This is a genomic window from Collinsella sp. OM07-12 (assembly GCF_003438275.1).
Classification (GTDB): domain Bacteria; phylum Actinomycetota; class Coriobacteriia; order Coriobacteriales; family Coriobacteriaceae; genus Collinsella.
Genome location: NZ_QSTQ01000006.1, coordinates 9,227 through 35,019, shown reverse-complemented (window position 1 = coordinate 35,019; position 25,793 = coordinate 9,227). Strand labels below are relative to the sequence as shown.

The 25,793-nt window shown below is 61.5% G+C and carries 21 protein-coding genes; 4 read left to right on the top strand and 17 right to left on the bottom strand.

Features of this window, described 5'->3' with window-relative positions; genetic code table 11:
* Positions 1-349: 349 nt before the first annotated feature.
* Both DXB98_RS03210 and DXB98_RS03205 read left to right on the top strand, forming a co-directional pair.
* Positions 350-3,391: an insulinase family protein gene (locus DXB98_RS03210; protein WP_117743129.1), complete on the top strand. Its 3,042-nt coding sequence runs from the start codon at positions 350-352 to the stop codon at positions 3,389-3,391.
* 123 nt (positions 3,392-3,514) lie between these two features.
* On the top strand, positions 3,515-4,111 hold the full coding sequence (locus DXB98_RS03205; RefSeq protein WP_117743128.1) for a 5-formyltetrahydrofolate cyclo-ligase: 597 nt from the start codon (positions 3,515-3,517) through the stop codon (positions 4,109-4,111).
* 42 nt (positions 4,112-4,153) lie between these two features.
* Here DXB98_RS03205 and metA read toward each other — a convergent pair whose 3' ends face one another.
* Complete coding sequence (gene metA / locus DXB98_RS03200; protein ID WP_117743127.1) at positions 4,154-5,080, bottom strand: homoserine O-succinyltransferase; 927 nt, start codon at positions 5,078-5,080, stop codon at positions 4,154-4,156.
* Positions 5,081-5,309: 229 nt separating this feature from the next.
* Between metA and DXB98_RS03195 the strand changes: the two genes are divergently transcribed.
* Positions 5,310-6,287, top strand: coding sequence for an L-lactate dehydrogenase (locus DXB98_RS03195; protein WP_117735446.1), 978 nt, complete (start codon positions 5,310-5,312; stop codon positions 6,285-6,287).
* Positions 6,288-6,420: 133 nt separating this feature from the next.
* Here DXB98_RS03195 and DXB98_RS03190 read toward each other — a convergent pair whose 3' ends face one another.
* The 12 genes from DXB98_RS03190 to DXB98_RS03135 form a co-directional block, all read right to left on the bottom strand.
* The gene (locus DXB98_RS03190) at positions 6,421-7,389 is read right to left on the bottom strand and encodes an SIS domain-containing protein (protein WP_117743126.1); all 969 of its coding nucleotides are present in this window, start codon (positions 7,387-7,389) and stop codon (positions 6,421-6,423) included.
* Between the two features lie 144 nt (positions 7,390-7,533).
* A complete protein-coding gene (locus tag DXB98_RS03185) occupies positions 7,534-8,289 on the bottom strand; it encodes a GntR family transcriptional regulator (RefSeq protein WP_117743125.1) in 756 nt (251 codons plus the stop codon).
* 2 nt (positions 8,290-8,291) lie between these two features.
* A complete protein-coding gene (locus tag DXB98_RS03180) occupies positions 8,292-10,265 on the bottom strand; it encodes an ATP-dependent DNA helicase RecQ (RefSeq protein ID WP_117743124.1) in 1,974 nt (657 codons plus the stop codon).
* A 206-nt stretch (positions 10,266-10,471) separates the two neighbouring features.
* The gene (locus DXB98_RS03175; RefSeq protein ID WP_117735442.1) at positions 10,472-11,191 is read right to left on the bottom strand and encodes a GntR family transcriptional regulator; all 720 of its coding nucleotides are present in this window, start codon (positions 11,189-11,191) and stop codon (positions 10,472-10,474) included.
* Between the two features lie 104 nt (positions 11,192-11,295).
* A complete protein-coding gene (locus DXB98_RS03170; RefSeq protein ID WP_117743123.1) occupies positions 11,296-12,303 on the bottom strand; it encodes a YitT family protein in 1,008 nt (335 codons plus the stop codon).
* A 352-nt stretch (positions 12,304-12,655) separates the two neighbouring features.
* Positions 12,656-13,285, bottom strand: a complete 630-nt coding sequence (locus tag DXB98_RS03165) for an HAD family phosphatase (RefSeq protein WP_158553134.1) — start codon at positions 13,283-13,285, stop codon at positions 12,656-12,658.
* 159 nt (positions 13,286-13,444) lie between these two features.
* A complete protein-coding gene (locus tag DXB98_RS03160; RefSeq protein ID WP_233502247.1) occupies positions 13,445-14,428 on the bottom strand; it encodes an SIS domain-containing protein in 984 nt (327 codons plus the stop codon).
* Positions 14,429-14,627: 199 nt separating this feature from the next.
* Positions 14,628-15,461, bottom strand: a complete 834-nt coding sequence (locus tag DXB98_RS03155; protein ID WP_117743121.1) for a PTS system mannose/fructose/sorbose family transporter subunit IID — start codon at positions 15,459-15,461, stop codon at positions 14,628-14,630.
* 13 nt (positions 15,462-15,474) lie between these two features.
* Positions 15,475-16,269, bottom strand: coding sequence for a PTS sugar transporter subunit IIC (locus DXB98_RS03150; protein ID WP_117743120.1), 795 nt, complete (start codon positions 16,267-16,269; stop codon positions 15,475-15,477).
* Between the two features lie 36 nt (positions 16,270-16,305).
* The gene (locus tag DXB98_RS03145; protein ID WP_117743119.1) at positions 16,306-17,229 is read right to left on the bottom strand and encodes a PTS mannose/fructose/sorbose transporter subunit IIAB; all 924 of its coding nucleotides are present in this window, start codon (positions 17,227-17,229) and stop codon (positions 16,306-16,308) included.
* Positions 17,230-17,413: 184 nt separating this feature from the next.
* The gene (locus tag DXB98_RS03140; protein ID WP_158553133.1) at positions 17,414-18,496 is read right to left on the bottom strand and encodes a DMT family transporter; all 1,083 of its coding nucleotides are present in this window, start codon (positions 18,494-18,496) and stop codon (positions 17,414-17,416) included.
* A 362-nt stretch (positions 18,497-18,858) separates the two neighbouring features.
* On the bottom strand, positions 18,859-19,851 hold the full coding sequence (locus DXB98_RS03135; protein WP_117648180.1) for an SIS domain-containing protein: 993 nt from the start codon (positions 19,849-19,851) through the stop codon (positions 18,859-18,861).
* Between the two features lie 205 nt (positions 19,852-20,056).
* Here DXB98_RS03135 and DXB98_RS03130 point away from each other — a divergent pair, with 205 nt between their 5' ends.
* Positions 20,057-20,779, top strand: coding sequence for a GntR family transcriptional regulator (locus tag DXB98_RS03130; protein WP_117743117.1), 723 nt, complete (start codon positions 20,057-20,059; stop codon positions 20,777-20,779).
* Between the two features lie 124 nt (positions 20,780-20,903).
* On the opposite strand, the gene DXB98_RS03125 is transcribed toward DXB98_RS03130, so the two are convergent.
* The 4 genes from DXB98_RS03125 to mfd all read right to left on the bottom strand — a co-directional run.
* Positions 20,904-21,485, bottom strand: a complete 582-nt coding sequence (locus DXB98_RS03125; RefSeq protein ID WP_117735434.1) for a GNAT family N-acetyltransferase — start codon at positions 21,483-21,485, stop codon at positions 20,904-20,906.
* Positions 21,486-21,563: 78 nt separating this feature from the next.
* The gene (locus DXB98_RS03120) at positions 21,564-22,589 is read right to left on the bottom strand and encodes a low specificity L-threonine aldolase (protein WP_117743116.1); all 1,026 of its coding nucleotides are present in this window, start codon (positions 22,587-22,589) and stop codon (positions 21,564-21,566) included.
* Positions 22,590-22,634: 45 nt separating this feature from the next.
* Positions 22,635-23,498, bottom strand: a complete 864-nt coding sequence (locus DXB98_RS03115; protein WP_117743115.1) for a phosphatase PAP2 family protein — start codon at positions 23,496-23,498, stop codon at positions 22,635-22,637.
* A 56-nt stretch (positions 23,499-23,554) separates the two neighbouring features.
* On the bottom strand, positions 23,555-25,793 hold a 2,239-nt coding region (gene mfd, locus DXB98_RS10260), incomplete at its 5' end, for a transcription-repair coupling factor (RefSeq protein ID WP_199407104.1).

Here is a 25,793-nt window from a genome sequence, read left to right as displayed (position 1 = left end):
TGCTCAGTTATCTCTCATATTTATCTCTCACCTTTCTGTTATCTCTCGTATTAGAGACGAATGAGATATGAGAGATGTGTGGGCGGCGGATGAGCGTGGATTTTGGACGGTCGGGAAATGAGGGTGGGTATTTGGACGGTTTTTGGGCGTTTTGAGGCTGATTCCGTCCGAAAATCCACTCTCATTCGATAGGCGTCCAAATTTCCACGCTCGCGCGGCGGTCACGCGGGGCCTTTACCCAATCCGCCGGTATCGCCTTCAGTTCGCTGCAGAACCGCGGCCCCATATGGGTATACTCTCGAGGATTCGACTCGATTCGCCCCCGCTGGGGCGTCAAAGGAGGCTGCATATGCCCACCACCTCAACCGACTCGCGCGCCGCTGCCGCCGCGCTGCTGGCACCCGGTACCACCTGCCACGGTTTTGCCGTCGAGCGCTGCGAGACCGTGCCCGAGCTCGACTCGGATGCCTACGTGCTTCGCCACACCGCCTCGGGCGCTCGCCTGCTGTACCTGGCGTGCGACGACGAAAACAAGGCTTTTGCCATTGGCTTTAAGACGCCGCCGGCCGATTCCACCGGTGTGTTCCATATTCTTGAGCACTCGGTGCTGTGCGGGTCGGCCAAGTTTCCCGTCAAGGAGCCGTTTGTCGACCTGATCAAGAGCTCCATGCAGACGTTCCTCAACGCCATGACCTACCCCGACAAGACCATCTACCCCGTTGCCACCACCAACGAGCAGGATTTGTACAACCTGATGGACGTGTACCTGGACGCGGTGTTCAACCCGGCCATCTATACCAAACCCACCATTTTTGAGCAGGAGGGCTGGCACTACGAGCTGGACCTGCCGGAGGGCGCCGAAGGCGAGGGCGACGCCGCGAGCCTGCGCGAGGGCACGCTGCGCTATAACGGCGTGGTGTTCAACGAGATGAAGGGCGCGCTGTCCGACCCCATGAGCGTGCTGGACGACGCCGTCAACGCCGCGCTCTATCCCGACACCGCCTATGCGCACGAGAGCGGCGGCGACCCGCGCGCGATTCCCGCGCTCACCTACGAGCAGTTCCTGGACACGCATGCGCGCCACTACAATCCTTCCAACTCCTACATCACGCTCTACGGCGACCTGGACGTGGACCGCGCACTGGCCTTTTTGGACGAGCGCTATCTGTCGCAGCCGAGCGCCGCGAGCCGCCGCATGGACGCAGCCGTTGCCGCCGGCGAGGACCCGTCCACGCTGGCACCCAATCCGCTGGGCGTGCAGGCGCCCGTGACCTGCGAGTACAAGCGCGTCGAGATGGCCACTACACCCGAGAACGCCCTGGTAGGCCTAGGCCTGGTGCTGGGCAGCGCGCTCGACCGCAAACGCACGATCGCGGCGGATATCCTGTTTGAGGCACTGCTGGGCTCCAACGAAGCGCCGGTTAAGAAAGCCATTCTGTCCGCCGGCCTGGGCGGCAACGTGGTGAGCTACACCGCGGCCGAGAGTCTGCAGCCCTACGAGCTCATCATGCTGCAAAACGCGCAGCCCGGCGTGGCGCGCGAGCTGCGCCGCGTGTTCCAGGGCGCCTGCCGCGACCTATGCGAGCATGGCGTTCCGCGCGAGCGCCTGGAAGCCATCATCAGCAGCAACGAATACGACCTGCGCCAGCGCGACTACGGTATCGCCGACGGCGTGGCCATTGCGTGCGATGCGCTGAGCACCTGGCTCTACGATGACAACGCCGCGACGCTGGCGCTCAAGTACGGCCCGGTGTACGAGGAGCTGCGTGGCGAGCTGGACGGCAACTATTTTGAGGACCTGCTGCGCGAGCTGGTGCTGGAAAACGATCACATGGCGCTGGTCGAGCTGGTGCCGGTGGACGCCGCCGAGGGTTCGGAGGGTGCCGAGGCCGCCGAGCTGGCAGCCAAGCGCGATGCCATGACCGATGCCGAGCTGGCCGACGTGGTCGAGCGCACGGCCGCGCTGCGTGCCGCGCAGGAGGCCGAAGACACGCCCGAGGCCAAGGCCACGCTGCCGCGCCTGCGCGTGTCCGACATTGGCGAGGCGCGCCCCGAGCCGCCGCTGGTCGTGGACACCACTGCGCCCATTCCCTGTCTGCGCCACGGCATCCCCACCAACCGTCTGGCCTACGCCATGCAGTATTTCGACCTGAGCTGCGTCGCGTTTGAGGATCTGCCCTATGTGACGCTGCTCTGCCGCCTGCTCAAGCAGCTGCCCACACGCGAGCATTCGGCCGAGGAGCTCGACAATTTACTTGCCGGCAAGCTGGGCTTTTTGAGCTTTACGACCGAGGTCATGACCCAGCCCGACGTGGACGGCGTGCGCCCCTACTTGCTGGTGAGCGCCGGCGCCCTGTCCGAAAAGATCGACGCGCTGGCGAGCCTGCCGCGCGAGGTGTGGTCGAGCACATTGCTGGCGGACGCCGATGCCGACCGCGTGCGCGACGTGCTCACGCAGATTCGTATTGGGCTTGAGCAGGGCTTTATCAACAACGGCCACTCGGCGGCGCTCGGTCGCGCGATGAGCTACAGCTCGCCTTCGGCCGTGGTGCGTGAGCAGCTCTCGGGCGTAGACTTCTACCTGTTCCTGCGCGATTTGCTCGACCACTTTGACGAGCGCCTGGACGGCCTGCGTGCCAGGCTTGCCGAGCTGGCAGGCCGCATCTTTGCGGCCGACGGCTGCCTGGCGAGCTTTACCGGCAGCGATGAGGACTTTAACGCGTACTGGGCCGCCGCGGGCGACTTGGGGTTGAGCGCGGACGCTGGCGGCGGCGCTGCCGGCCGCGACGCGCTCGTGGTGCCGGTGCCGCGCGACCGCCACGAGGCCTTTGTCATCCCCAGCGACATCTGCTTTGCGGCAAGCGCATGCGACCCGCGCCGTCTGGGCATCGACGTGACGGGCGCCTGGGCGGTTGCCGCCAACGCGCTCTCCTACGATTACCTGTGGAACGAGATCCGCGTAAAGGGCGGCGCGTACGGCTGCGGATTCCGCGCGGCCGGCGAGCGCCAGGCGGCGTTCTACACCTACCGCGACCCGGCAATCGATCCCTCGTTTGAGCGCGTGGCGCGCGCGGGCGAATGGCTCGGCAACTTTGAGCCCGACGAGGCCGCCTTCGAGGGCTTTATCGTAAGCTGTGTGAGCGGCATGGACGCGCCGGTGAAGCCCTACGCGCTCACCAAACGCCGCAACACGACTTACCTGGCCGGCCTCGATCCCGACGCGCGCGAGAAGCGCCGCGCCCAGATACTTGCCGCCACGCCCGGTGAACTGCGCTCGCTCGGCGCCGATGTGACGCGCATCGCAGCCGAGTCGCCGACCTGCGTCTTTGGCGGTCGAGACGTCATCGCCAAGAGCAACGCCGGCTTTAACGTCATCGACCTGCTGGGCTAGCCACAGCAAGCAAAACCACCACAAAGGGGACAGGCACCTTTGCGGCGGCTTCGACATTTGCCCAGATAAAACCTGCCAAAATAAACCTGTCCCTTTTTGGTAGGTTTGGGAGAGGGAGCTGGGATGGATAAGGCTGAGTTGCGACGGGCGGTGATTTCCCGGCGCGATGCTCTTGATTTGGATGTGCGTGCGGCAAAGTCCGCCGTTATCTGTACGCGGCTGGTTGAGCTGTTGGATCGCTCGGATGCCGCGGTGCCGCACACCGTTGCCATCTATGCCGCGATGGGTTCCGAGGTCAACCCTGCCGCGTTTGCCGCTGCGGTCGCCGCGCGCGGCTGGCGCGTGGCCTATCCGTGCATGCTCTCGGCAATTGATGCCGCAGCTTGTGGCCAGCGCATGTGTATGCGAGCAGTTGCCGCCGACGATGCGTTCGCGGCTCCGTTTATCGCCCACCCCGCGCGGGCCTTCGCGGCCACGGACATCGACAGCGGCCGCTTCCCCATCGTGCCTGCCGAAGCACTCGACATGATTGTTGTGCCGCTCGTGGCCTTCGATCAAACCGGCGCGCGTCTGGGCTACGGCGGCGGTTGCTACGACCGCTACCTGCCCATGCTCTCACCCGCATGCCAAATCATCGGCATCGCCTTTGACGAACAACGCATCAACCACGTCCCCACCGATGCCCACGACCTGCCGCTGCCCGACATCATCAGCGCCTAATCGCCGCCACATCAGCCACGGCTACAGCAGTACCATCGCAGTCTAGTGCTCCTCGCCGGCGCGGGCTAGGTCGTAGGGCGTAGTCTGGTAGACGTAGTAGTTGAGCCAGTTGGTATAGAGCAGCTGAGCCTGGCTGCGCCAGACGTTGCGCGGCTCGGTCGTGGGGTCGTCGTTCGGGAAGTAATGCGCCGGCACTTGAGGGTTGAGTCCGCGCTTCACGTCGCGCTCGTACTCCAGACGCAGCGTGTCGGTATCGTACTCGGGGTGACCAAAGACAAAGAAGCGGCGGCTGTCAGTCGACTTGACGATGTACAGGCCCACCTCGTCGGACACGGCAACGACCTCGAGCTGCGGCTCGGCTTCCACGTCCTCGCGGCGCACATCGGTATTGCGCGAATGCACGGCATAGAAACGGTCGTCAAAGCCGCGGACCAGCGGACTCTGCGGCTTCACCAGATAATGCTCAAAGACGCCGCTCGCCTTTGCCGGCAGGTCGCACTTCTGAATACCGTAATGATGGTAGAGCCCCGCCTGCGCGCCCCAGCAAATGTGCAGCGTAGAGTGCACGTGCGTGGTGGACCAATCCATAATCTGACAGAGTTCGGGCCAGTAGTCGACCTCCTCGAACGGCATCTGCTCCACCGGCGCGCCCGTGATGATCAGGCCGTCGTAGTGGATATCGCGGATGTCGTCGAACGTGCGGTAGAACGTCTCCAGGTGGCCGGCGCTCACGTGCGTGGCCTCGTGCGTCTTGGTGCGCAGCAGGTCCACCTCCACCTGCAGCGGCGTGTTGGAGAGCTTGCGCATGATCTGCGTCTCGGTGGCGATTTTGGTGGGCATGAGGTTGAGGATGAGCACGCGCAGCGGACGGATGTCCTGGTGCAGCGCGCGGTACTCGGTCATGACAAAGATGTTCTCACTCTCGAGCTGCGCGGCGGCAGGGAGGGCGTCGGGAATGCGAATGGGCATGGAAGCTCCTAACGAGTCAGTTGCAGCTATGGTACAACGAGCGACCCCATCCGCGCGAGCACATCGCCCAGCGGTTGATTTTCGGGTAGGTCCCAAAAATCTACCCTCCAACGCTGCAAAAGTAGAAATTAAGGCATGTCCCAAAAATCTACTGCACTTTAGTCTAGCAAAGTGGCAACAGGACGCTACAATGGTTCGACGCGAAAAACTCGGCCGGAAGGATACGTATATGTACCAGACGCGTAAGATCGGTGTGGTCGGCCAGGGCCACGTAGGAGCACATGTCGCCAACAGCCTGCTTATGCAGGGCATTGCCGACGAGCTGTACCTGTGCGATATCAACGAGGCCAAGGTGACGTCCGAGGTCCAGGACCTGCGCGACTCCCTTTCGTTTGTCCCGTACAACACCAAGATCGTCAACTGCTACGACCACTACGAGGAGCTGGCCTGCTGCGACGTCATCGTCAATGCCGCCGGCAAGGTCGCGCTGGCCGCTGGCAGCCGCGACGGCGAGCTGTTCTTTACCACCGACGCCGCGCGCACCTTTGCCAAGCGCATCGTCGACGCCGGCTTTGACGGCATCTTCGTCTCCATCTCCAACCCCTGCGACGTCGTGTGCACCGAGCTGTGGCACCTGACCGGCTACGATCCCAAGAAGATCATCGGCTCGGGCTGCGGTCTGGACTCCGCCCGCCTGCGCACCGAGATCTCCAAGAAGATCGGCGTGAGCCCCAAGTCCATCGACGCCTACATGATCGGCGAGCACGGCTTTAGCCAGCTTGCCGCCTTTAAAGCCGCGACCATCGCCGGCAAGAGCCTCAACGAGCTTCAGGCCGAGAACCCCGACAAGTACGCCTTCGACCACATGGAGGTCGAGGAGCTCGCGCGCAAGGGCGGCTATGTGACCTACGCCGGCAAGCAGTGCACCGAGTACGCCGTCGCCAACTCCGCCGCGCGCGTCTGCGCCGCCGTTCTGCACAACGAGCACGCCGTGCTTTCGGCCTCTACGCTTATGACCGGCCAGTATGGCGAGGAAGGCATCTTTACCTCCCTGCCGTGCGTGATCGGTGCCGAGGGCGTCGAGGAGGTCTACACGCTCGACCTTTCCGAGCACGAGCTCGAAGGCTTCCACAAGAGCTGCCAGCACATCCGTGACAACATTGCCCAGCTCGACTGGTGGGATGCCGAGGCCTACGACGCCAAGTAGGTCGTCGGTTGACGCGATACCCCCCACGCATGGACGCAATGCAGAGCGGGCCGCGCCGGAAACCCACCGACGCGGCCCGCTTTTTACGCACGCTGTTCGCTTGCGAATCGAAGGTGAATACTTTTCCCGGCACCTAGTACTGCTCGACACCCATATAGCGACGAACCTCGGGGCTGTGGTCGAACACCTTGCCGCGGGCGGCGCGCAGCTCGCAGCTCATCGCGTAGAAGAAGATCGGCTCCAGGAACGAACGCACGCTGGCCGGCACCTCGTCCACGCCGTACTCGAGCGCATCGAGCACTATGACCGTTTCGGTATGCGTGTTGAGGAATGCGAGCGCGCGCTCCTCCATGGGACGGCACTCGCCCGATCCGAGCTGCACAAAGTAGAACACGCCGGGCTCGGTGGCCTCGAAGGGGCCGTGGAAGTACTCGCCGGAGTGGATGTAGCAGCAGTGCTGCCACTGCATCTCCATGAGCGAGCAGATGGCCATAGCGTAGGTCTGGCTAAAGTTGGGGCCGGAGCCCAGGATGTAGAAGAACTTGTGCTGCTGGCAGAGCTCGGCAAAGCGGTCGCCCAGCTCCGCGTTGACCTTCTCGCGGGCGGCGGGCAGCAGCGCGTCCATCTGCTTAAGGCCGGCATACATGTCGGCGAGCGCCTCGTAGCCTTCCTGCTGATCGAGCAGCTCGGCAGCCATCAGAACGCCGATGCCCTGCGGGACCTCGGCCTGCGACTCGCCCTTGCCCCACGGATAGACCCAGGTGGTCCACTTGCCGTTGTCGATCTTGGAGCCCGCATAGTCGGTCATAGCCACGACCTCGGCACCGGCAGCCAGCGCCATCTCGCAACCGTCGACGACCTCCTGCGTGTTGCCGCTGTGGCTGCAGGCGACGACGAGCGACTTCGGCCCCAGGCTCTTGGGGGCCATCAAGCAAAACTCGCGCGCGGTGTAGACCGTCGAGGCAAACGTGGTGGCCTCGCGCTTGAGCAGCTCGTTGGCCGGCATCAGGTCGATCATCGAACCGCCACAGGCGATCCAAAAGACGTTCTCGATCTTACCCTTGCGCTCGATAATTTCCTGAATCAGATCGTGTGCGTTCACCGTGACGCTCCTCCTTGTGTGGCGGCTTTGAACGACGACAGCTCGTACCTGCGATCGTTCTATGTTGTCCTATTTATAATATGCGAACTGTCACAGGTGAAGTCGTTTCAGCAAATTTGTTCTATATTGTTCTGTCTATGGGCGTTAGATGTCAAACAAGTAGCGCGAGCCCACGATCTTTTGGCGCCCGAGCAGCAGGGGCCGCCCGTCCGCATCGGTAAAGTACGCCTCCATATAGAAGAGCGGCTCGCCGACCGGCACCTCCAGCAGCGGGGCCGCCTGAGCATCGGCAAGCGCAATCTCCACGGTGCAGGGGTCGGACTTGAGCGGTGCGCGGCCCGAATGCTCGGCAACGAACGCAAAGATCGAGTTATCGGCGAGGTCCTTATCGGCCAACGTCTGCAGGTAGGGATGATCGGCCAGCACAAAGGCGTTGTTCTCGAGCATGACGGGCACGCCATCTGCCGTGCGCACGCGCTCGACCACGATAAGCTCGCAGCCGGGCTCCACGCCAAAAAAAGCCGCGTCCTCGCGCGTCGCCGCGACCACCGTGCGCGACACCAAGCGTGCTCCGGCCACCATGTCGTTGGCGGCGCAGCCCTCGGTAAAGCTCTGGACATCGCCTTTCTGGCGAATCTTGCGTTTGAGCTTGGGGGCGCACACAAAGGTGCCCCTCCCCTGTTGGCGGTTGAGATACCCCGCACGCGACAGCTCCTCAATGGCGCGGCGCACGGTAATGCGTCCCACGCCGTAGGACTTCGCAAGCTCCATCTCGGAAGGAATGCGCGAGCCGGGCGCGTACACGCCGCGCGCGATCTCGCCCTTTAGGTCGTCCATGACCTGCTGGTACAGCGGCACGGCGGACACGTCGGGACGCTCGGTTTTATCGTCAGTTGCCATCGTTACGCTCCATCTCGCGCATGCTCGGACTCAAACTCTTCAATCGCCGCCATAAACTGCTCGCCAAAGGCGTCTGCCTTTTTCTCGCCGATGCCGTTGACCTGGATAAGCTCGTCGCGCGTCTGCGGACGCAGGCGACACAGACCGCGCAGGGCCTTGTCGGAAAAGACCATGTACGGCGCCATCTCCAGCTCGGTCGAGATTTCCTTGCGCAGGGCACGCAGGCGCTCGAATAGCTCGGCATCGTCGCCCACGCGCGGGCGCTGATCCAGCTCGGCCTCCTCGCGCAGCAGATCCACCGCACGTCGAGCGCGGGCCGAGGCCTTGCGCTTGGACGCACGGCGCTTAACGGTAAAGGCAAACGCCTCCTCTTCGACCTCGCCGGCACGCGGACCCAGCCCCACAACCGGGTACTGCCCCTGCGAGGCGGCCAAATAACCGCGGCCGCACAACTGGCCGATGATGTCCTTGATGCGCCCGACCGATTCGCTCGACAGCTCGCCATAACCGCGATCCTCGTCCAGATGCATCTGGCGCACGCGCTCGGTGTTGCCGCCGTGAAGCACATCGGCGATGAGCGACTTGCCAAAGCGCATGGGCCGCGTGGCCACATAGCGCACGGTGGCGCGGGCCATATCGGTGACGTCCTCGACCTCGAACTGCGTAAGGCAGTTGCTGCAGTTGCCGCAGCCCTCGGCGTCATCCGAGGCGGTGCCGCCTACGGCCGCATGCTCGGCCGCAGCCTCGTCGCCAAAGTAACGCAGCATGTATTCGCGCAGGCAGCCGGTGGTATTGCAGTAGCCTTCCATCTGACTGAGCAGGCGATATCGATTCTGGAGCGCCCACGCGCGCTGCTCATCGTCGAGCGCCTCGTCGGCCGCATCGCCGCGGTCGATCAAAAAGCGGCGCATGCGAAAATCGTTGCCGTTCCACAGCAAGTAGCAGCTGGCCGGATCGCCATCGCGGCCGGCACGACCCGCCTCCTGATAGTAGGCCTCGATGCTCTCGGGCACGTTGTTATGGATGACGTAGCGCACGTTGGGCTTGTCAATGCCCATGCCAAAGGCGTTGGTGGCGACCATCACCTGAATATCGTCGTCGATAAAGGCGCGCTGGCTTTGGCGACGGGCGTCGTTGCCCATGCCGGCATGGTAGCGACCAACGCGAATGCCGCTGGGGCCCAGCGCCTCGGCAAGCTCGCCGGCGAGCGCATCGACGGTCTTGCGGGTCGAGCAATACACGATACCGCTCTCGCTCGAATGCGCGATCACATAGTCGCGCACCCACACGGCCTTGGCTTTGTCGCCCATCTCCTCGCAGCCAAAGTAGAGGTTCTTGCGATCGAAGCCCGTCACCGCGCACGCGGGGTTTTGCAGGCCGAGCATCTGCTGAATGTCCGCGCGCACGCGCTCGGTCGCCGTAGCGGTAAAGGCCGCCACGATGGGGCGCTGCGGCAGGGAATCGATGAACTCGCGAATCTGCAGGTAGGCGGGGCGGAAATCCTGGCCCCATTGACTCACGCAGTGGGCCTCGTCAATGGCCACGAGCGGCACGCCGATGCCGCCGTCCGCCGCGGCCTCCTGCGCAAAGGCCAAAAACCGTGGCTCGAGCAGGCGCTCGGGTGCTACGTACATAAGCTGGTAGCGACCCTCGCGCGCCCGCTTGAGCACGGTGTTTTGCTGGGCCGGGGTAAGGCTGGAGTTGAGATAGCTGGGGCGCGCACCCGCCGCGAGCAGCGCGCGGGTCTGGTCCTCCATAAGCGACAGCAGCGGGCTCACCACAAAGGTGATGCCAGGCAGCATGAGCGCGGGCACCTGGTAGCAAATGGACTTGCCGGCGCCCGTGGGCATAACGCCCAGCGCGTCGCGGCCGCCAAGGATCGCATCGACCATGCGGTCCTGCCCCGGGCGAAACGAGGTGTAGCCAAAATAGGCGCCGAGCGTGTCGAGCGCCATCTGCTGCATGCTATCGGTCATGGTTTCCTAACGTCAGAATCCTCTGCCGCCGATTATACGCCGCCACGCGGACCAGCGCCGAGCTGCCGCTAGCCACGAGCAACGCGTTCCGAAAGGACGAGAGTGGATTTTTGGACACCCGACGAACGAGAGTGGATAATCTCCCACTTTAAGGCCGCCACCGGACCTAAAACGGGAGATTATCCACTCTCGTTTTCTATCCCGAACTACATCACCATAACGTAGCGCGATCCCACGTAGTACTGCTTACCCATCAGGACCGGCTCGCCGTTGGGACCGGTAAAGCCGGCACGCAGGTTGAGCAGCGGATCGTGCGGAGCAATGCCCAGCTCGGCCGCCTGCTCGACGTTAGCTCGAACGGCCTCGACCGTGCGGTAGCCAACCGAGACAATCGGCGTTCCACCAACACGCTCGACCTCGGCAAAAATCGACTTGTCCTCAAGATCGGCCGTCAACAGCTCACGGTAGGCGTCAAACGGCACAAAGATATTCTCCTCAAATATGGGCTCGCCATCGGCCGTACGCACGCGCTTGATATGCAGCAGCAGCGCGTCCTTCTGCAGGCCAAAGAACTCCATCTCGTTTTGACGCGCCGGCACAATCTGGCGATCAACCACGTGCGCGCCGGCCTTCATGCCGTTGTCGGCACATAGCGCGGAAAACGTCTGCAGCGTCGAGGCATGGAACTGGCGGTTGATGTGCGGCGTGGAAACAAAGGTGCCGCGACCCTGTTGCTTAACCAGGTAGCCATCGGAGCACAGCTCCTCGACGGCGCGGCGCACCGTAATGCGGCTCACCTCGTACTGCTCGGCAAGCTCAAGCTCGGACGGGATGCGCTCCTTAGGTGCATAAACACCTTTCTCGATCGCTTCCTTGATCTCGTCGTAAATCTGCTGGTAAAGCGGTGCATTTTTGGGCGCTGGCATATCTGATCACTCTTATCAAAATATCGAAATAACTAATACGTATATAACGTCTTTTTATATGTTACCTCAGCTTGATAAAACGATACACCGCATACAGCAAATCTTTACTTGCCGTCGTCCTGCTGCAAGCTTTCCTGATCGTGCAGACGGGCCTGCCTGCTAGCCATGCGCGCGGGCTTGTCGGGATCGGGTACGGCCGTAGGCATGGGCTCATCGACATGACCGCCCCACCAGCCGCCCACAAAGTTAAGCGTGTGGAACACATTGATCACGGCGCCGGGGTCGACGTCGCACACCAGCTTGACGATATCCTGGCTCTCGTAGGTCGAGACAACGGTGTGCAGCAGGTACATCTTTTCGCGGCTGTATCCGCCAATGACCTCGGCGCAGCTAATGCCGTGCTGAAAGTGATTGACATAGGCGGTCATGACCTCATCTGCCTCGCGCGTCGTGATCTGCAGCGTCACGCGGTCGTAGCGGCGATAGAAGCTGTCGATGGTCTTGGTCGAAATAAATTGAAACACAATGGAGTACGCCGCGTTGTCCCAGCCAAACATAAAGCCAAAGATCGCCAGGATAAAGCAGTTAAAACCAAAGATGACGCCCCAGATGGTCTTGCCCGTGTGGTTGGAGACCCACAGAGCGATAAAGTCGGTACCGCCGGTGGATGCGCCGGACTTAAGCGCGATGGCAGCGCCCAGGCCCGAGACCACGCCGCCAAAAATGATGAGCATGATCTTGTCGCCCAAAAACGGGGCGAAGTGAAAGATATTGAGGAACAACGACGAGAGCACAACTTGCATCATCGAGAAGATTACGAAGCGCTTGCTAATGCCGCTCCAGCATAGGAGCGCCACGGGGATGTTGAGCGCTAGCATGCCGAGCGAGATGTCGATGTGAACGCCGCCAAGCGAGGTAACGCGATCGAGCAGGACGGCGACGCCGGTGAGACCGCTCGGTAGCAGGTCGGCGGGCTGAATGAACGCCTGGATCAGAAATGTCTGAAGAATGGCGGAAATCGTGACCGCCACGGCAGTAATGGCGCGGCGGACGATGGTGAGGCGGCCGAGCACGAGCACGCGGTCCGTGAGCTGATCGATGGCGTTCGCCACGTAGGTTCCTTTCGAAGGCAGATGTAATTGTGGGGCATGCCGGCGATTGTAGCATGGAGCGCGAGTGGGCGCTTCAATTCACCCTCTCTCGACAACCAAAACGAGCCAGCAGCTCGCCAACCAAAGAGCCAAATTCTAAGTGAGTAGACTTTTTACGATCTGCCGAGCACACCAAAAACTGCCACCTCTGTGACCTGCGGTTTTACTAAGGCAGATGCGCTTTGCACTTGGCCTGAGCCAAAAAGTCTACTCACTTAGTCCGAGTCGAAGCCAAACGGATCAAATCGAAGCCGAAATGAGCCAATCCACCGCAAAAGACGTGCGAATCTGTACTACTCGTGGTGGATCGACGCTACAAAGCGGCCAAAATGTCGGCCAGGTTGTCGATGATGGTGTCGGCGGCGGACTGGTCCAGGTTGACGCCCTCGTGCGGACGCAGCGCCAGGACGCGGGCGCCGGAGCGCTTGCCGGCCTCAATGCCCATAGGCGAGTCCTCGATAACCAGGCACTCGGCCGGCTCAACACCCAACGCCTCCATGGCGCGCAAATAGATCTCGGGGTCGGGCTTAAACGCACTGCACTCATGGCCGCTGATGGTGTAGTCCAGCACGTCGGCGATACCGGCAATCTCCACCAGCTCGTCGATGAGCTCACGGTAGGACGAGCTCGCGATGGCACACTTCACGCCGCGCTCGTGCAGCTCACGCATCACCGGCTCCGTCTGCTCGTTGAGCAGCTCGGCATACGGAACGGGATGGACCGGGCTGTAGACCTGCTTGTACTCCACGCGCAGGCGCTCGCGCAGCTCAACATCGTCGGGCACCAGCGACTTCCAAATGGCGGGCTCGTTAGACCCCGAAAGATCGGGGATCTCGTCAAAGTGGAACCCTTTCTCTTCCATAAACGCCACGCGGCGACGATTGTAGAACCACTCGGTATCGACCAGCACGCCGTCCATATCAAACAGCACTGCCTTGATCATACGCATCTCCTCCCACTTGCCAAAAAGGGACAGGTTTATTTTGGTAGGTTTTATCTGGGGTTTTGCGGCGCGTGCGCACACGCCCTCCCCAGAGCAAAAAGGGGACGGGGCAAAACCCCATCCCCTCTCAATCAACCCGTAAGGTTAACTTACTTGTGATTAGTAGGAAAGCTTCCACATGTAGCGACGCATGGTCAGCGGGTGCTGACGGGCCTCGGCGATCTGGTTGCCGTACTCGCGCATAACGGCGAGGTGCAGCAGCGGGTTGAAGTAGGTGACGACGCTTGCCGGCACGGCGTCGGCCAGGCCGTAGTCCTTGGAGTCGATCAGAGCGACCTTGGCGCCCATGCGCTGCAGGAAGGTGAGGGCGCGAGCGTCCATCGGACGGGTAGCACCGTCGGACATGAAGAAGACGTAGGGCTTACCCTCGGTGGAAACCTCGAACGGGCCGTGGAAGTACTCGCCGGTGTTGTAAGCGGCGGCGTCAATCCACTGCATCTCGGTGAACAGGAAGGCGGCATGAGAATAAGCCATCTTCTCGGAGGCACCGGAGGCCATGAAGTAGATCATCTCGTCGTCCTTGAAGTCCTGGGCGAACTGCTTGGCGAGGCCCTTGGCGGACTGAGCGGCGTTCTCGCAGAGCTCAAAGACGTTGGTGAGGCCGGTGATCATGTCCTCGTAGTGGTCATAGCCCTCGGTCTGCTGAAGGATCTCGAGAGCAAGGGCGATGGCATAGCCGGGCTTCTCGCACTTGGCAGCATAGTTGGCGTGGAAGCCGTGAACGATGACGTGGTCGGCGTCGACGGTCAGAGCGGAGCCAGCCTTGTTGGTGAGGGAGACGACCGGGCAGTTGTGCTTCTTAGCGGTCTTGTTGGCCTCGACGGTCTCGGGCGTGGAGCCACCGAGGGAGCAGGTGATCACGAAGGTGTGCTCGTTGACCCAGGAAGGCGTGTCGTAGTTGAACTCGTTAGCGGTGAAGATCTGAACGTTCAGCTTGTCCGTGTTGTTGGCCAGGAAGTACTTGGCGGGGTAAAGATCGGACATAGAAGCACCGCAGCCGACGAAGGCGACGCTGTGGATCTCGTGGTTGGACAGGACGTCAGCGACGATCTGCTTAGGGAGGTTAAGGTCGATCTCGTACATCTGACACATTCCTTTCGAATTTTTGCGGCGTCACATTGCCGGACGCTCGCAGGGTTACCGTGGCTAGGACCGAGTCGCCGGCCCGTTGAGGATGCGACAAAGGGACTGTCCCTTTGACACATTTAGGGATGGAAGCCTGCCTGGGGTATGGGATGCCAGGCAGGCCCCCGGGGGAAAGCGGTTAGACGCTGGGTCGCGACTAGGCCAGGATGCCGACCGCGGAGAGGGCGATGCCGCCCACGATGGCGATCACGAGAAGCCAACCGGTGTTGACGTTCTTCTTGATGAGCCAGTACATAAGGCCGGTGAGGCCAAGGGAGATCATCTGGGGCATCATGCCGTCCAGGATGTCCTGGATAACGACGGTACCCTCAGCGAACTGCAGCGGGGTGGTGGCGCCGATCAGCGTAGCGATCATGCCGCCCACGGACATAAGACCCACGATGCCGCAGACATACATGAGCTTCTCCATGAGGTCGCCGCCCTGGAGCTTGCCCAGGTACTCGTGGCCACCCTGGTAGCCCATCTTGGCGGCGAACCAAGTGATCAGCACGGAGGGCACGATGGAGATGAGCATGGCCAGGATCGGGCCCATGATGGAGCCCTGCTGAGCCAGCTGAACGCCCAGGCCAAAGGCGATAACGCGGATGGTGCCCTGGAAGAAGGAGTCACCGATGCCGGAAAGCGGGCCCATGAGGGAGGTCTTGACCGCGTTAATCGAATCGGGATCGAAGTTCTCGGGATCCTTGGCGTACTCCTCCTCCATGGAGGCGGCGAGGCCTAGGACAAAAGCGCTCGTCTGCGGGGTGCAGTTGTAGAACGCCATGTGACGGTGGTAAGCCTCTTTCTTAGCAGCGAGCTGCTTGGGGTCGGACTCGTCCGGATAGAGGCGATCGAGCGTGGGGACCATGCCGTAGAGGAAGCCCATGTTCATCTGACGCTCGTAGTTCCAAGAGGCCTGGATGGCCCAGGAGCGCCAGAAGAACTGGCTGACCTTCTTGTTCAGGGACACGTCCTTGGTTGCGGTTGCCATAGTGTGTTCCTCCTTAGTCTTCGTCGTCTTCGAGCGGATCGTAGTCGGAATCGACACCGGCGGCTGCATGGGAGCCATTGAACTTGAAGCCCATGAAGACGATAGCCAGGCACACACCGATCAGAGCGACCGCGATGACGGACAGGTTGAGGTAGGCGGCGAGCAGGAAGCCGATGAACAGGAACGGGGTCATACCCTTCTTGATCATCATGGTGAGCAGCAGGGCCAGACCGTAGGCGGTCATGATCTTGGTCGAGACGTTCAGACCAGTGGACAGCCACTCGGGAACCATGTTGACGATGGCCTGGACCAGGTCGGTACCGACAAAGACGGCCAGGAAGATCGGCAGGAAGTACATGATGGCGTACAGACCGGAGCCGGCGCAGATGTGCATGCGGTAGGCGGTCTTGAACTTGCCGTTATCGATCGCGCTATCGGCCACATGGGTGAGGGCGGCGATGATGGAACGGAACACGATGCCGAGGAGCTGACCTAGGACGGCGACCGGGATGGCGATCGTCATGGCGGTCTCGGCGGAAGCATCGGTCAGGCACGCGAAGGCAGCTGCCACGATGCCGCCCAGGACCATATCGGGCGGAACGGCGGCGCCGACCTGCACCAGGCCCATGGACACGAGCTCGACGGCGGCACCGACGGCAAGGCCGGTGGGCACATCGCCCAGCAGCAGACCGACGAGCGTGGCGCCAACGAGGGGCTGCTCGAAGTTAAGACGACCGAGCAGGCGGGAGTCCCACATGCAGAACACGCCGACGAGGCCGACGAGCACCGCACTGATGAACGTATTCATACCCTTCTCCTTTCAGTCAGGCAAAAGCCTGGTTGATTACAGCTTGGCGTCGATGTCGACGCTCTGATACGTGGGGGTCTGCTGGACGTAGAGCTTGATGCCCATGTCGAGCAGCTGGTTGACGTCGGCCTTCTGGGTGGCGTCGAAGAAGACGGAGCTGTCCTTGCCGCCGACCTGATCGGCACCGTCGTGGTTGGCGGTGGCGCCCAGGTTGATGGCGTCGAGTTTGTAACCCTGGCAGAACTGCAGCATCTCGGCCGTGTTGCCAAAGACGAACATGACGCGCTCGCCGAGGGTGTTGAGCTTGTCCATCTTGGCGAGGGCACGCTCGACGGTGAAGACGTTCAGGCGCACGCCCTGGGGCTTGGCCAACTTTAGAGCACCCTTCTTGATGTCATCGTTGGCGGCAGCGTTGTCGACGACGATGATGCGCTCGGCCTGAACCTTGGTGGTCCAGGTAAAGACGACCTGGCCGTGCAGCAGACGGTAGTCAAGACGTGCGAGGACGATCTTGGCGGGACCGGAGCCGTGACGGGGCGCCTTGGCCTTCTTAGTGGGGGCCACGGCAGCCTCGATCGGCGCGTTGGGGTTGGTCAGACCGGTGCGGGCCTCGTTGATGAGGGCCGCGAGCTCGGCGCCCGTGACGGGGACGGGGCTCATAGCGAGCGTCAGTGCCAGCGGAATGTTGAAACCGCTGATCACCGTGAATGCTGCACCGTTGCGGGAAAGCTCGACCATGCTGTTGTTGACCGAGCTGCCGAGCATATCGGTCAGCACATAGACGGTGTCGTCCGCGTTGAACGTGGCGATCAGAGCGTCCACCTTATTGGTGATGGGCTCCTTGTCGTCACGAGCAAGCGACACGACGTGGACGTTCGACACGTCGCCGAGAACCATCTCGAGCGTGTCTTTGGCGCCTGCGGCCAGGCCGCCATGAGATGCGAGAATGATCTGATTCATCTTGCCTCCTCCTTTTCGTTATGGTCATTATAACGTCTTATACGTTGCGAATATTGATAATTATTATAAGAACCACTCACGGCCAAATATCGACCGTTCGCGGGTTTAACTGACTGGAAACGAAAGCGCCGTGGCTCGTTGGACAGTCCCGCTCAGTTACGTTCCCCAAGGGCTTACACTGCCTCTATCGCACGAAATACCAGGGGCTTTCCTGCACGGTGGGTTCCAGCGCGATGCCCGTGCGCTCCTTGAAGAGATCCATGTCCTGCGATTTCTCCGTCCACCACGCATTGGGCTTAAAGGTCATGCTCTCAATAACATGGCCGACAAAGGTAGTGTTGCGCAGCATGGTAAAATCCGTATTCATGATCACGATGGACACGAGCACCAAGACAATGCCCAATACTTTGATCGTGCCGGCGGGCTCCGCGTAGATACCAATGCCCAGCAGTACGGTGACGACTGTCTCGAATGACATTACGACGGGAACTTTCGACGTCTCGAGCCCCATGGATAGACCCTGCATATATAAGATGTAAGCCACGGCTGTGGGGATGAGTCCAAAGCCAAGGAACAGCAGCAGCAGCTGTGGCGACATTGCCACGGCGACATCCGGCCACGGAGCCGCGATAGCTGCCATAACCGCACCGCCAAAAACAAAGCCCCAAAACGTAACGGCCAGCGGGTGGACCGTCTTGGTTGCTATTCGGCTAAACACCGCGAGCGACGCACCACAAAGGCCCGCAATCACGCCCGACGTGACGCCCCAAACCGAAAAATGGAAACCGGAAAGGTCGCCATTGGTCACTGCAAGTACACAGCCACCTATGTTAAAAGCGATGGCAACAAGCTTGTTAGGGGTCACGTCCTCACGATAAAGCACGCGGCCGAGCACGACGCCAAACACCGGCGAGGTGTAGAGCAGCACCGAGGCCGTGGACATGCCCACCTCGCCCATGCACTCGTAATAGCAGGTGTTGGCGGCGGCCAAACCGACGATACCGACAAGCGCGCAGGGAACAAGCTCTTTAGGGCTTGCCTTGAACAGGGCCAGCGGACCCTGAGCCACGGTAGACCCCTCACCCGGACGGCAGCCCATAAACATCAGGACCGGCGCCAAGATAAGCGCTCCGACCAACAAGCGAAAGGCAGCCATGCTCTGGGACGAAACGCCCATGGCCGAGATGCCGTTTACAAAGATTCCGATGCTGCCCCACATAAGCGCGGCGATCAGCACCAGCACATAGCCCAGATTGCTTCTCTTCAACGTAGCCTCCTTGGCTTTGTTTCCAGTATGTTTCATGCTACGTTATAGTCGTTATATACATTTATCAAGACACAAATCGGCAAACGGGAAATCTCTAGACAAAAGGAGTGTAGTCATTGGGGACGTTCTTAAACGACTAGTCAAACAAAAACGTCCCCGATGACTAGTCACCCAACTGCCGCAAAATGACGAGAGTGAATAATCTCCCACTTTGAGCCACCAAACAGGCCAAAAACGGGAGCTTATCCACTCTCACCTTGGGGCAGTCGTTTAAGTACGTCCCCAATGAGTGACCCGCCGCAGGTAGAGGACGGACAGCGCAGCGTCGAGCCGTTACGCGGTTTGGTAAAACCGCGTAACTCCTAGTAGTCCAGCTTCCACATGTAGCGGCGCGTCATGTAGTCCTTGTGGGTAACGGCAGAGAGTGCACGCATGTACACGTTGTTGAGGATCGGCGCAAAGATCAGGTGGTTGAAGTACTCGCTCACGCTGTCTTTGATGTCGTTGAGACCGAGCTCCTTGGCATCGAGCTGATAGACGCGCTCGCCACCGTACTGGTTGACAAAGCGGATGCCGCGCTCGTCATTGCAGCGGCTGCGGCCGACGCTGATGAGCTGGAACAGCGAGGTGCGCTTGTCCAGGATCTCGAAGGGGCCGTGGAAGAAGTCGCAGGTGTTGATGGTGCAGGAGTCGATCTGCAGCATCTCCTGCACGTTGCAGATGCTAAAGACATAGGCGGCACCAAAGAGCGGACCCTGAGCCATGACATTGATGCAGGGCTTGTCAGCGTTCTGCTCGGCCCACTTGGCAGCGAGCGGACGGGTGTACTCAACGGCCTTGCGATAGATAGGATCGACCAGGTCGAAGGCTGCCATAGCGGTCTCGTACTCGGCATAGCCCTCGGTCTGCTGCGTAAGCTCCATAGCGATCATGGTCACAACGGCGGAGTTGGTGCGGCCCATGCAGGACTCGTCGACGGCCAAGCTGTCGTACTGAATCTTGTAGTCACAGACCTCGGTGAGGGCGGACTCGTCAACATAGATGGCGATGGTGCTGGCGCCGTGGTCCTTAGCGACCTGAGCGGCGACAATGGTCTCCTTGGTGCCGCGCATGGAAACGACGACGGCCAGGGTGTTCTCGTTGACGTAGGCCGGGGTGGCGTGCACGAACTCGTTGCTGGTGTAGCTGGAGCTCACGACCTGCGTAGCCTCGTGCTCCATAAAGTACTGGGCAGGATAGTTGCCGCCGTTGGATCCGCCGGCGCCAATCCACACAACGCGCTTGATGCCGCCCTTGTCTGCCTTGTCAGCCAAAACCTGGGAGACGACATCCTTAACCTGTTCCTGAGTAGTCATCGTGCATCAGCCTTTCTTCTCATTTGATGCTCTTGATGGCATACAAGTTACATACATGTTTTAGCGATGTCGACTAGTTGTATGCTATATTTGTCTTAGATATTTTGCTGATACGGTATATAAATACTCGTTACCAGCGGTTTTGTTGTTGAATTGGATACATGCTTGATTAGGCAAGCATACAGGTTAGATACAGGTTGATCGCATGAGCGCTTCATCTAAAAAGAAACTGACCCAATACGAGCGTCTGGCGGCCACGCTTCGCGACCGCATCGCTGCCGGCATCTACGCCTGCGGTGACAAGCTGCCGTCCGAAATGGAGCTCATGGACGAATCGGGGCTGTCGCGCAGCACTGTGCGCCATGCCCTTAAGGTGCTTGTTGACGAGGGCCTGGTTCGCACCGAGCGCGGGCGCGGCGCCTTTGTGGCTGACACGCCGGCGCTCCACGAGAACAACCTGGTGTTTTCGAGCTACACGGCGCAGATCCAGGGCCAGGGCATGAAGCCCACCACGCGCACGGTGGACTCGGGCTTTGCCAAGGCTGCCGGCGACGTGGCCAAGTTTTTCGATGCCGCCGTGGGCAGCAAGCTCGTCAAGCTCGTCCGTCTGCGCTATCTAGACGATGCGCCGCTGTGCTTGGAGACCACCTATCTGCCGCCAAGTTTTGAGGCGCTCATCGATCGCGATATCAACGGATCGCTCTACACCGCGCTGCGCCAGGAGTTCCATCGCGCGCCGGCGCAGGGGCACAAGACCTTTGAGGTGTGTTACGCCTCGCAAAACGAGGCGTTTTTGCTCAATGTGGAGCGCGGGCAGGCGCTGATTCTGATCACCGACTACGTCTACGACACCGACGGCCGCCCGCTGCACATCTCCAAGCGTATCCAGCGCACCGACCGCGCCAAATACACCGAGCCCATCGGCTAACCACCACCAAAACCACCACAATGGGGACAGGCACCTTTGTGGTGGTTTTTAAGGTTAACGCGCCAAAAACGGCCGATTTTCGAGAGAAACCACCACAAAGGTGCCTGTCCCCATTGTGGTGGTTTTAGGCGAGGAGGTCGGGGAACCAGGTTGGTTTGGGTTGGTTGGGGACGCGCTCGGCTAGGACCAGCTCCATCCAGCACATGTCGTACCAGCGGCCGAACTTTTGGGCGCAACGGTCGAAGGCGCCCACCAGGCGATACCCCATATGGGCATGGAAGTCCTGGCTGTTGTGCGTCAGATACTCGTCGTCTTTGTCGTGCGGTACGGCGATGAGCGCGCACATGTTGGTGATGCCCATCGCGACCAGGCATTGCTTGAGCGCATCGTGCAGCTTGCGACCCAGCCCACCATGGCGCACATCGCGCGCCAGGTAGATTGACGTCTCGACCGACCAGTCGTATGCCTCGCGGCTGTTGAGCGGGCTCACGTAGGCATAACCCACCGGACGCCCGTCCAGCTCCATCACCAGATACGGATAGCGCTTGAGTGTACGCTCGATGCGCCCGGCGAACTCCTCAACGCTCGGCACCTCGTATTCGCAGGTAATCGCCGTCTGGCGCACATACGGCTCATAGATGGCAAGCAACGCCGGCGCGTCTTCGGGCGTCGCGAGGCGAATCGTCGGCTCGGACATCTCGGCCATGCAACCCTTCCCTCTCAAAAGCAAAGGCCGCCCCGCGCCAAACCCAGGCGCAAGGCGGCCCCTCGTCATTACATCAACCTACAGGACAGCCGCCAGCGCGTCGATGTCCTCCTGCGTCGTGGCCCAGCTGGTGCAAAAACGTACCACGGTGTGGGTCTCGTCGTACTTTTCCCAGTACTCGATCGAGGCGTGCTCGCGAATGCGGGCCATGTCCTCGTTGGGCAGAATCACGAACTGCTGGTTGGTCGGCGTCTCCAAGAAGAACTGGTAGCCGCGCTCGTGCAGCACGCGACGAAGCGCCTGCGCGGTCTCGATTGCCTGGCGACCAATCTCAAAATACAGGCCATCGGTAAAGAGTGCCTCAAACTGCACGCCCGTCAGGCGGCCCTTGGCAAGCAGCGCTCCGTGCTGCTTAATGCGCGGAATGGGATGTGCCGGAGCGTGCATGCCGCAAAACACCACGGCTTCGCCGCAAAGCGCGCCGCACTTGGTGCCGCCAATGTAGAACACGTCGCACAGCTGCGCCAGCTCGGGTAGGGTAATGTCGCACTCATCGGCTGCCAGCGCATAGGCCAGGCGGGCGCCATCCACAAACAGCGGAATCTGGCGCTTCTGGCACACCGCATGAATCGCCGCGAGCTCGGCCTTGGAGTACAGCGTGCCGTACTCGGTCGACAGGCTCACATACACGGCGCCCGGGAATACCGTGTGCTCGTAGCTCTCGTTTTCGTAGAACACCTGGATATAGTTTTCGAGATCCTCGGCATGCATCTTGCCCTCGTAGCCGGAAATGGTGAGCACCTTGTGGCCGCCAAACTCGATGGCACCAGCCTCGTGGCAGGCAACGTGGCCGGTCTCGGCGGCAACAACGCCCTCGTAGGGCGCGAGCAGCATATCGATCACCGTCGCGTTGGCCTGCGTGCCGCCTACCAGGAAAAATACGTCGGCATCTGGTGCCTGGCAGGCCTTGCGGATAAGCTGCTTGGCACGCTCGGTGTGTGCATCGGTACCGTAGCCGGGCTGCGGCTCCATATTGGTGTCGACGAGCGCCTGCAGTACTGCCGGATGTGCGCCGTGGGAATAGTCGTTGTTGAACGCGAGCATGATAATCCTCTCTAGCCGGGCACGAACCCGATGATTCAGATGGGGCTATTGTACGCCGCCCGGATAAGCAATGCGCGCGGCAAGGCACTCGAGCGCCAGCACCAGGGCAAAGCCGCAGCTCACGTCACTCAAAAAGTGCGCGCCGATCACGATGCGACCAAAGGCGACGAGCGCCGCAACCACAGCGGCGATCCAAAAGACCACGCGGCGGCGCGACGGCTTTTCCTTAAAGGTCGCCGCGGGAAGCCCGGCGAGCATAAGGCCAATCGCCGCGTGTGCCGTGTGTCCGCTCGCAAACGACTTAAAGCCGTCCTTGATCACGCCGGCGGCGATATAGGCCCACTTGTCGGGGTTACCGATCACCCACCACGGCTGAAAATCGAGTCCCTGCGTCACCGCGATCACGCGCATGCGCGGGCGCGACCACAGCGGCTTGACGATCACGTTGAGGATGATGGCCTGGGCGACCCACACGGCAAGCACCATCAACGCCCAGCGCGTGAGCTCGTCGGGCTCGGTCGTGCGCGTGAGGCGATAGACGATAAGGTTGGCGGCGATGACCAGCACAAATGTCAGCCCCAGCTGAACGGCAATGAGTTTACCGCCAACCTTCAGGGACGAGACGATCTCGTAGCCGGCCAGGCCAACGTTGACGAGGATGCCGAGCACGGCGAGCCATTTGCTCTCCCTGGAGTCGGGACGCACCGCGCGTACGAGCATAACGCCCGCGACGCTCGCCGTCAGCTCAAACGGCAGCTCTCCGGCGGCCTCGATAAAGCGACCGTAGATGCTGCCGATATTGAACAGCGTGCTCGAGATCTGATAATCGAAAAAAGACCCGACGAGCAGACAAAAGGCCAGGATGACCGCGATAGCAGCAGCATCTTTCTTATAGATATACCCGAACATGCTTTCCTTTCGATGGGGTCAGATTGCCCAAATGGGGCGTTTGCAGCGTCGACCCGTTAGTCATCATCACTAGCGCCCAGCTGTTGCAGCAGCATGAGTGCCGCGGCCACCGGGCCGGTGCCGTCGTTGGCGTCGAGACCGCGGCCCAGGCCGCTGCCTGCGCCGGCGCCCGCCTTGTAGGGCACCGATAGCTTGCGGCTCTTGGGGAAGTTCACCGCGCCATAGCGAGTCTTGAACTCAAAGGCCACCTTCTTGGGCACGTCGACGCCCAGGAAGGTAATGCGCCCGCCGCTGAGCGTGACACTCTCGAGCCCCAGGCGCTCGCCGCGAATACGAATGCGCGCGCGGTTGAACAGGTTGAGTCCCGCCAACGGCAGCTCGCCATGCGCGGCCTCAGTCTCTTCCTGCACCTCGTCGATGCTCTCCAGGTCCTCGGCCGCCGCGAGCTTACGGTACACGAGCACGCGCTGATCCACCGCCGGCAGGTACTCCTCGGACAAGAAGTAGTCGGCCGGCAGGTTAATGCCCACGTTCGCCGCCTCCACGCCGGCATCGTCGTCGCCGCGCGCCTCGGCCACGGCCTGGCCCAGCATCTGCGTAAACAGGTCAAAGCCCACGCTCGACAGGTTGCCGTGCTGCTCGGCGCCCATAAGCGAGCCGGCGCCACGAATCTCCAGGTCGCGCATGGCGATGCGCATGCCGCTGCCCAGGTCCTGGAACTCGGACAGTGCGGTCAGGCGCGCCGTTGCCTCCTCGGTAAGCGGCAGCTCGCCCGGGAACATAAAGTATGCGTAGGCCTGCGTAGCCGAGCGGCCCACACGGCCCTTGAGCTGGTAGAGCTGTGCCAGGCCCAGGCGCTGCGAATCCTCGATGATAAGCGTGTTGGCGCACGCGTTGTCGATACCGCTCTCCACGATGGTCGTGGCAATGAGCACGTCGATCTTTTTGGTCGCGAACTCGATCATCACGTCCTCGACCTCGCGCGGGCTCATCTTGCCGTGCGCCACGCCCACGCGCGCCTCGGGCGCGGCCTCGTGCACGCGCGCCACGGCGTCGTCAATGGTCTTGACGCGATTGGACACGTAGTACACCTGTCCGCCGCGACTCACCTCCAGGCGAATCGCTGCACTCACCACGTCGGGGTCGTACTCCCCCACGTGCACGATCACGGGACGACGCCCAGTCGGCGGTGTCGTGATCAGGCTCATGTCGCGCACGCCGCTCGTGGCCATCTGCATGGTTCGCGGAATAGGCGTTGCCGAAAGCGTGAGCACGTCAATCTGCTCGCGCAGGTTCTTGAGCTGCTCCTTGTGCTGCACGCCAAAGCGCTGTTCCTCGTCGATGATCACCAGGCCCAGGTTCTTGGGGTTCACATCGGCCGAAAGCAAGCGGTGCGTGCCGATGAGCACGTCGATCGTGCCCTCGGCAAACGCCTTGAGCGCGCGCTTTTGCTGCGCCGGCGTGCGGAAGCGGCTGAGCACCTCGACCTCAAGGCCAAACGGGGCAAAGCGCTCAAAGAAGGTCTCGTAGTGCTGCTGGGCCAGAATGGTCGTGGGGCAGAGCACCATGACCTGACGGCCGGAGTCCACACACTTAAACGCCGCGCGCAGGGCGACCTCGGTCTTGCCAAAGCCCACGTCGCCGCACAGCAGGCGGTCCATGGGCTTGGGCGCCTCCATGTCGGCCTTAATGTCGGCGATAGCCTCCAGCTGGTCGCGCGTCTCGTCGTAGGGGAAGCTCTCCTCCATCTCGATCTGCTCGGGCGTATCGGGCGGACAGGCGATACCGGTAATCGACGAGCGGCGCGTATACAGGTCGACCAGATCAAACGCCAGCTTTTTGGCGTTCTTGCGCGCCTTGTTGGTGGCACGCGTCCAGTCGGCGGTATTGAGCCTAGTCAGGCGCGGCTTGTCGCCGTCGGGGCCAACATAGCGCGTGATGCGGTCGACCTGCTCGAGCGGCACGTAGAGCTTGTCGCCATCGGCATATTCCAGCAAAAAGTAGTCGCGCTCCTTGCCGCCCACTTCCTGGCGCGCAATCTCGCTAAAGAGCGCGATGCCATGCGTTGCGTGCACCACGTAGTCGCCCGGCTTAAAGGGGAAGGTGATCTGCGTAATGTCGACCTTGCGGCGGCTGCGGGCACGGTTGGCATCCATGCGGGCGTTGAGGTCGGCGATCGAGAACACGGCTAGATTGGCATCGGGCACCACCACGCCCTGCGGCAGAGCGGCATCCACAAAGGTCACGCGCCCGCGCGAGATGGTGGGCACAGCGGCACCGGCGGCAGCCTGGGCC

Coding starts and splice junctions, on each gene's coding strand:
- DXB98_RS03210 (WP_117743129.1), top strand. CDS start 350: ATGCCCACCACCTCAACCGACTCGCGCGCCGCTGCCGCCGCGCTGCTG.
- DXB98_RS03205 (WP_117743128.1), top strand. CDS start 3,515: ATGGATAAGGCTGAGTTGCGACGGGCGGTGATTTCCCGGCGCGATGCT.
- metA (WP_117743127.1), bottom strand. CDS start 5,080: ATGCCCATTCGCATTCCCGACGCCCTCCCTGCCGCCGCGCAGCTCGAG.
- DXB98_RS03195 (WP_117735446.1), top strand. CDS start 5,310: ATGTACCAGACGCGTAAGATCGGTGTGGTCGGCCAGGGCCACGTAGGA.
- DXB98_RS03185 (WP_117743125.1), bottom strand. CDS start 8,289: ATGGCAACTGACGATAAAACCGAGCGTCCCGACGTGTCCGCCGTGCCG.
- DXB98_RS03180 (WP_117743124.1), bottom strand. CDS start 10,265: ATGACCGATAGCATGCAGCAGATGGCGCTCGACACGCTCGGCGCCTAT.
- DXB98_RS03175 (WP_117735442.1), bottom strand. CDS start 11,191: ATGCCAGCGCCCAAAAATGCACCGCTTTACCAGCAGATTTACGACGAG.
- DXB98_RS03165 (WP_158553134.1), bottom strand. CDS start 13,285: ATGATCAAGGCAGTGCTGTTTGATATGGACGGCGTGCTGGTCGATACC.
- DXB98_RS03160 (WP_233502247.1), bottom strand. CDS start 14,428: ATGTACGAGATCGACCTTAACCTCCCTAAGCAGATCGTCGCTGACGTC.
- DXB98_RS03155 (WP_117743121.1), bottom strand. CDS start 15,461: ATGGCAACCGCAACCAAGGACGTGTCCCTGAACAAGAAGGTCAGCCAG.
- DXB98_RS03150 (WP_117743120.1), bottom strand. CDS start 16,269: ATGAATACGTTCATCAGTGCGGTGCTCGTCGGCCTCGTCGGCGTGTTC.
- DXB98_RS03145 (WP_117743119.1), bottom strand. CDS start 17,229: ATGAATCAGATCATTCTCGCATCTCATGGCGGCCTGGCCGCAGGCGCC.
- DXB98_RS03135 (WP_117648180.1), bottom strand. CDS start 19,851: ATGACTACTCAGGAACAGGTTAAGGATGTCGTCTCCCAGGTTTTGGCT.
- DXB98_RS03130 (WP_117743117.1), top strand. CDS start 20,057: ATGAGCGCTTCATCTAAAAAGAAACTGACCCAATACGAGCGTCTGGCG.
- DXB98_RS03125 (WP_117735434.1), bottom strand. CDS start 21,485: ATGGCCGAGATGTCCGAGCCGACGATTCGCCTCGCGACGCCCGAAGAC.
- DXB98_RS03120 (WP_117743116.1), bottom strand. CDS start 22,589: ATGCTCGCGTTCAACAACGACTATTCCCACGGCGCACATCCGGCAGTA.
- DXB98_RS03115 (WP_117743115.1), bottom strand. CDS start 23,498: ATGTTCGGGTATATCTATAAGAAAGATGCTGCTGCTATCGCGGTCATC.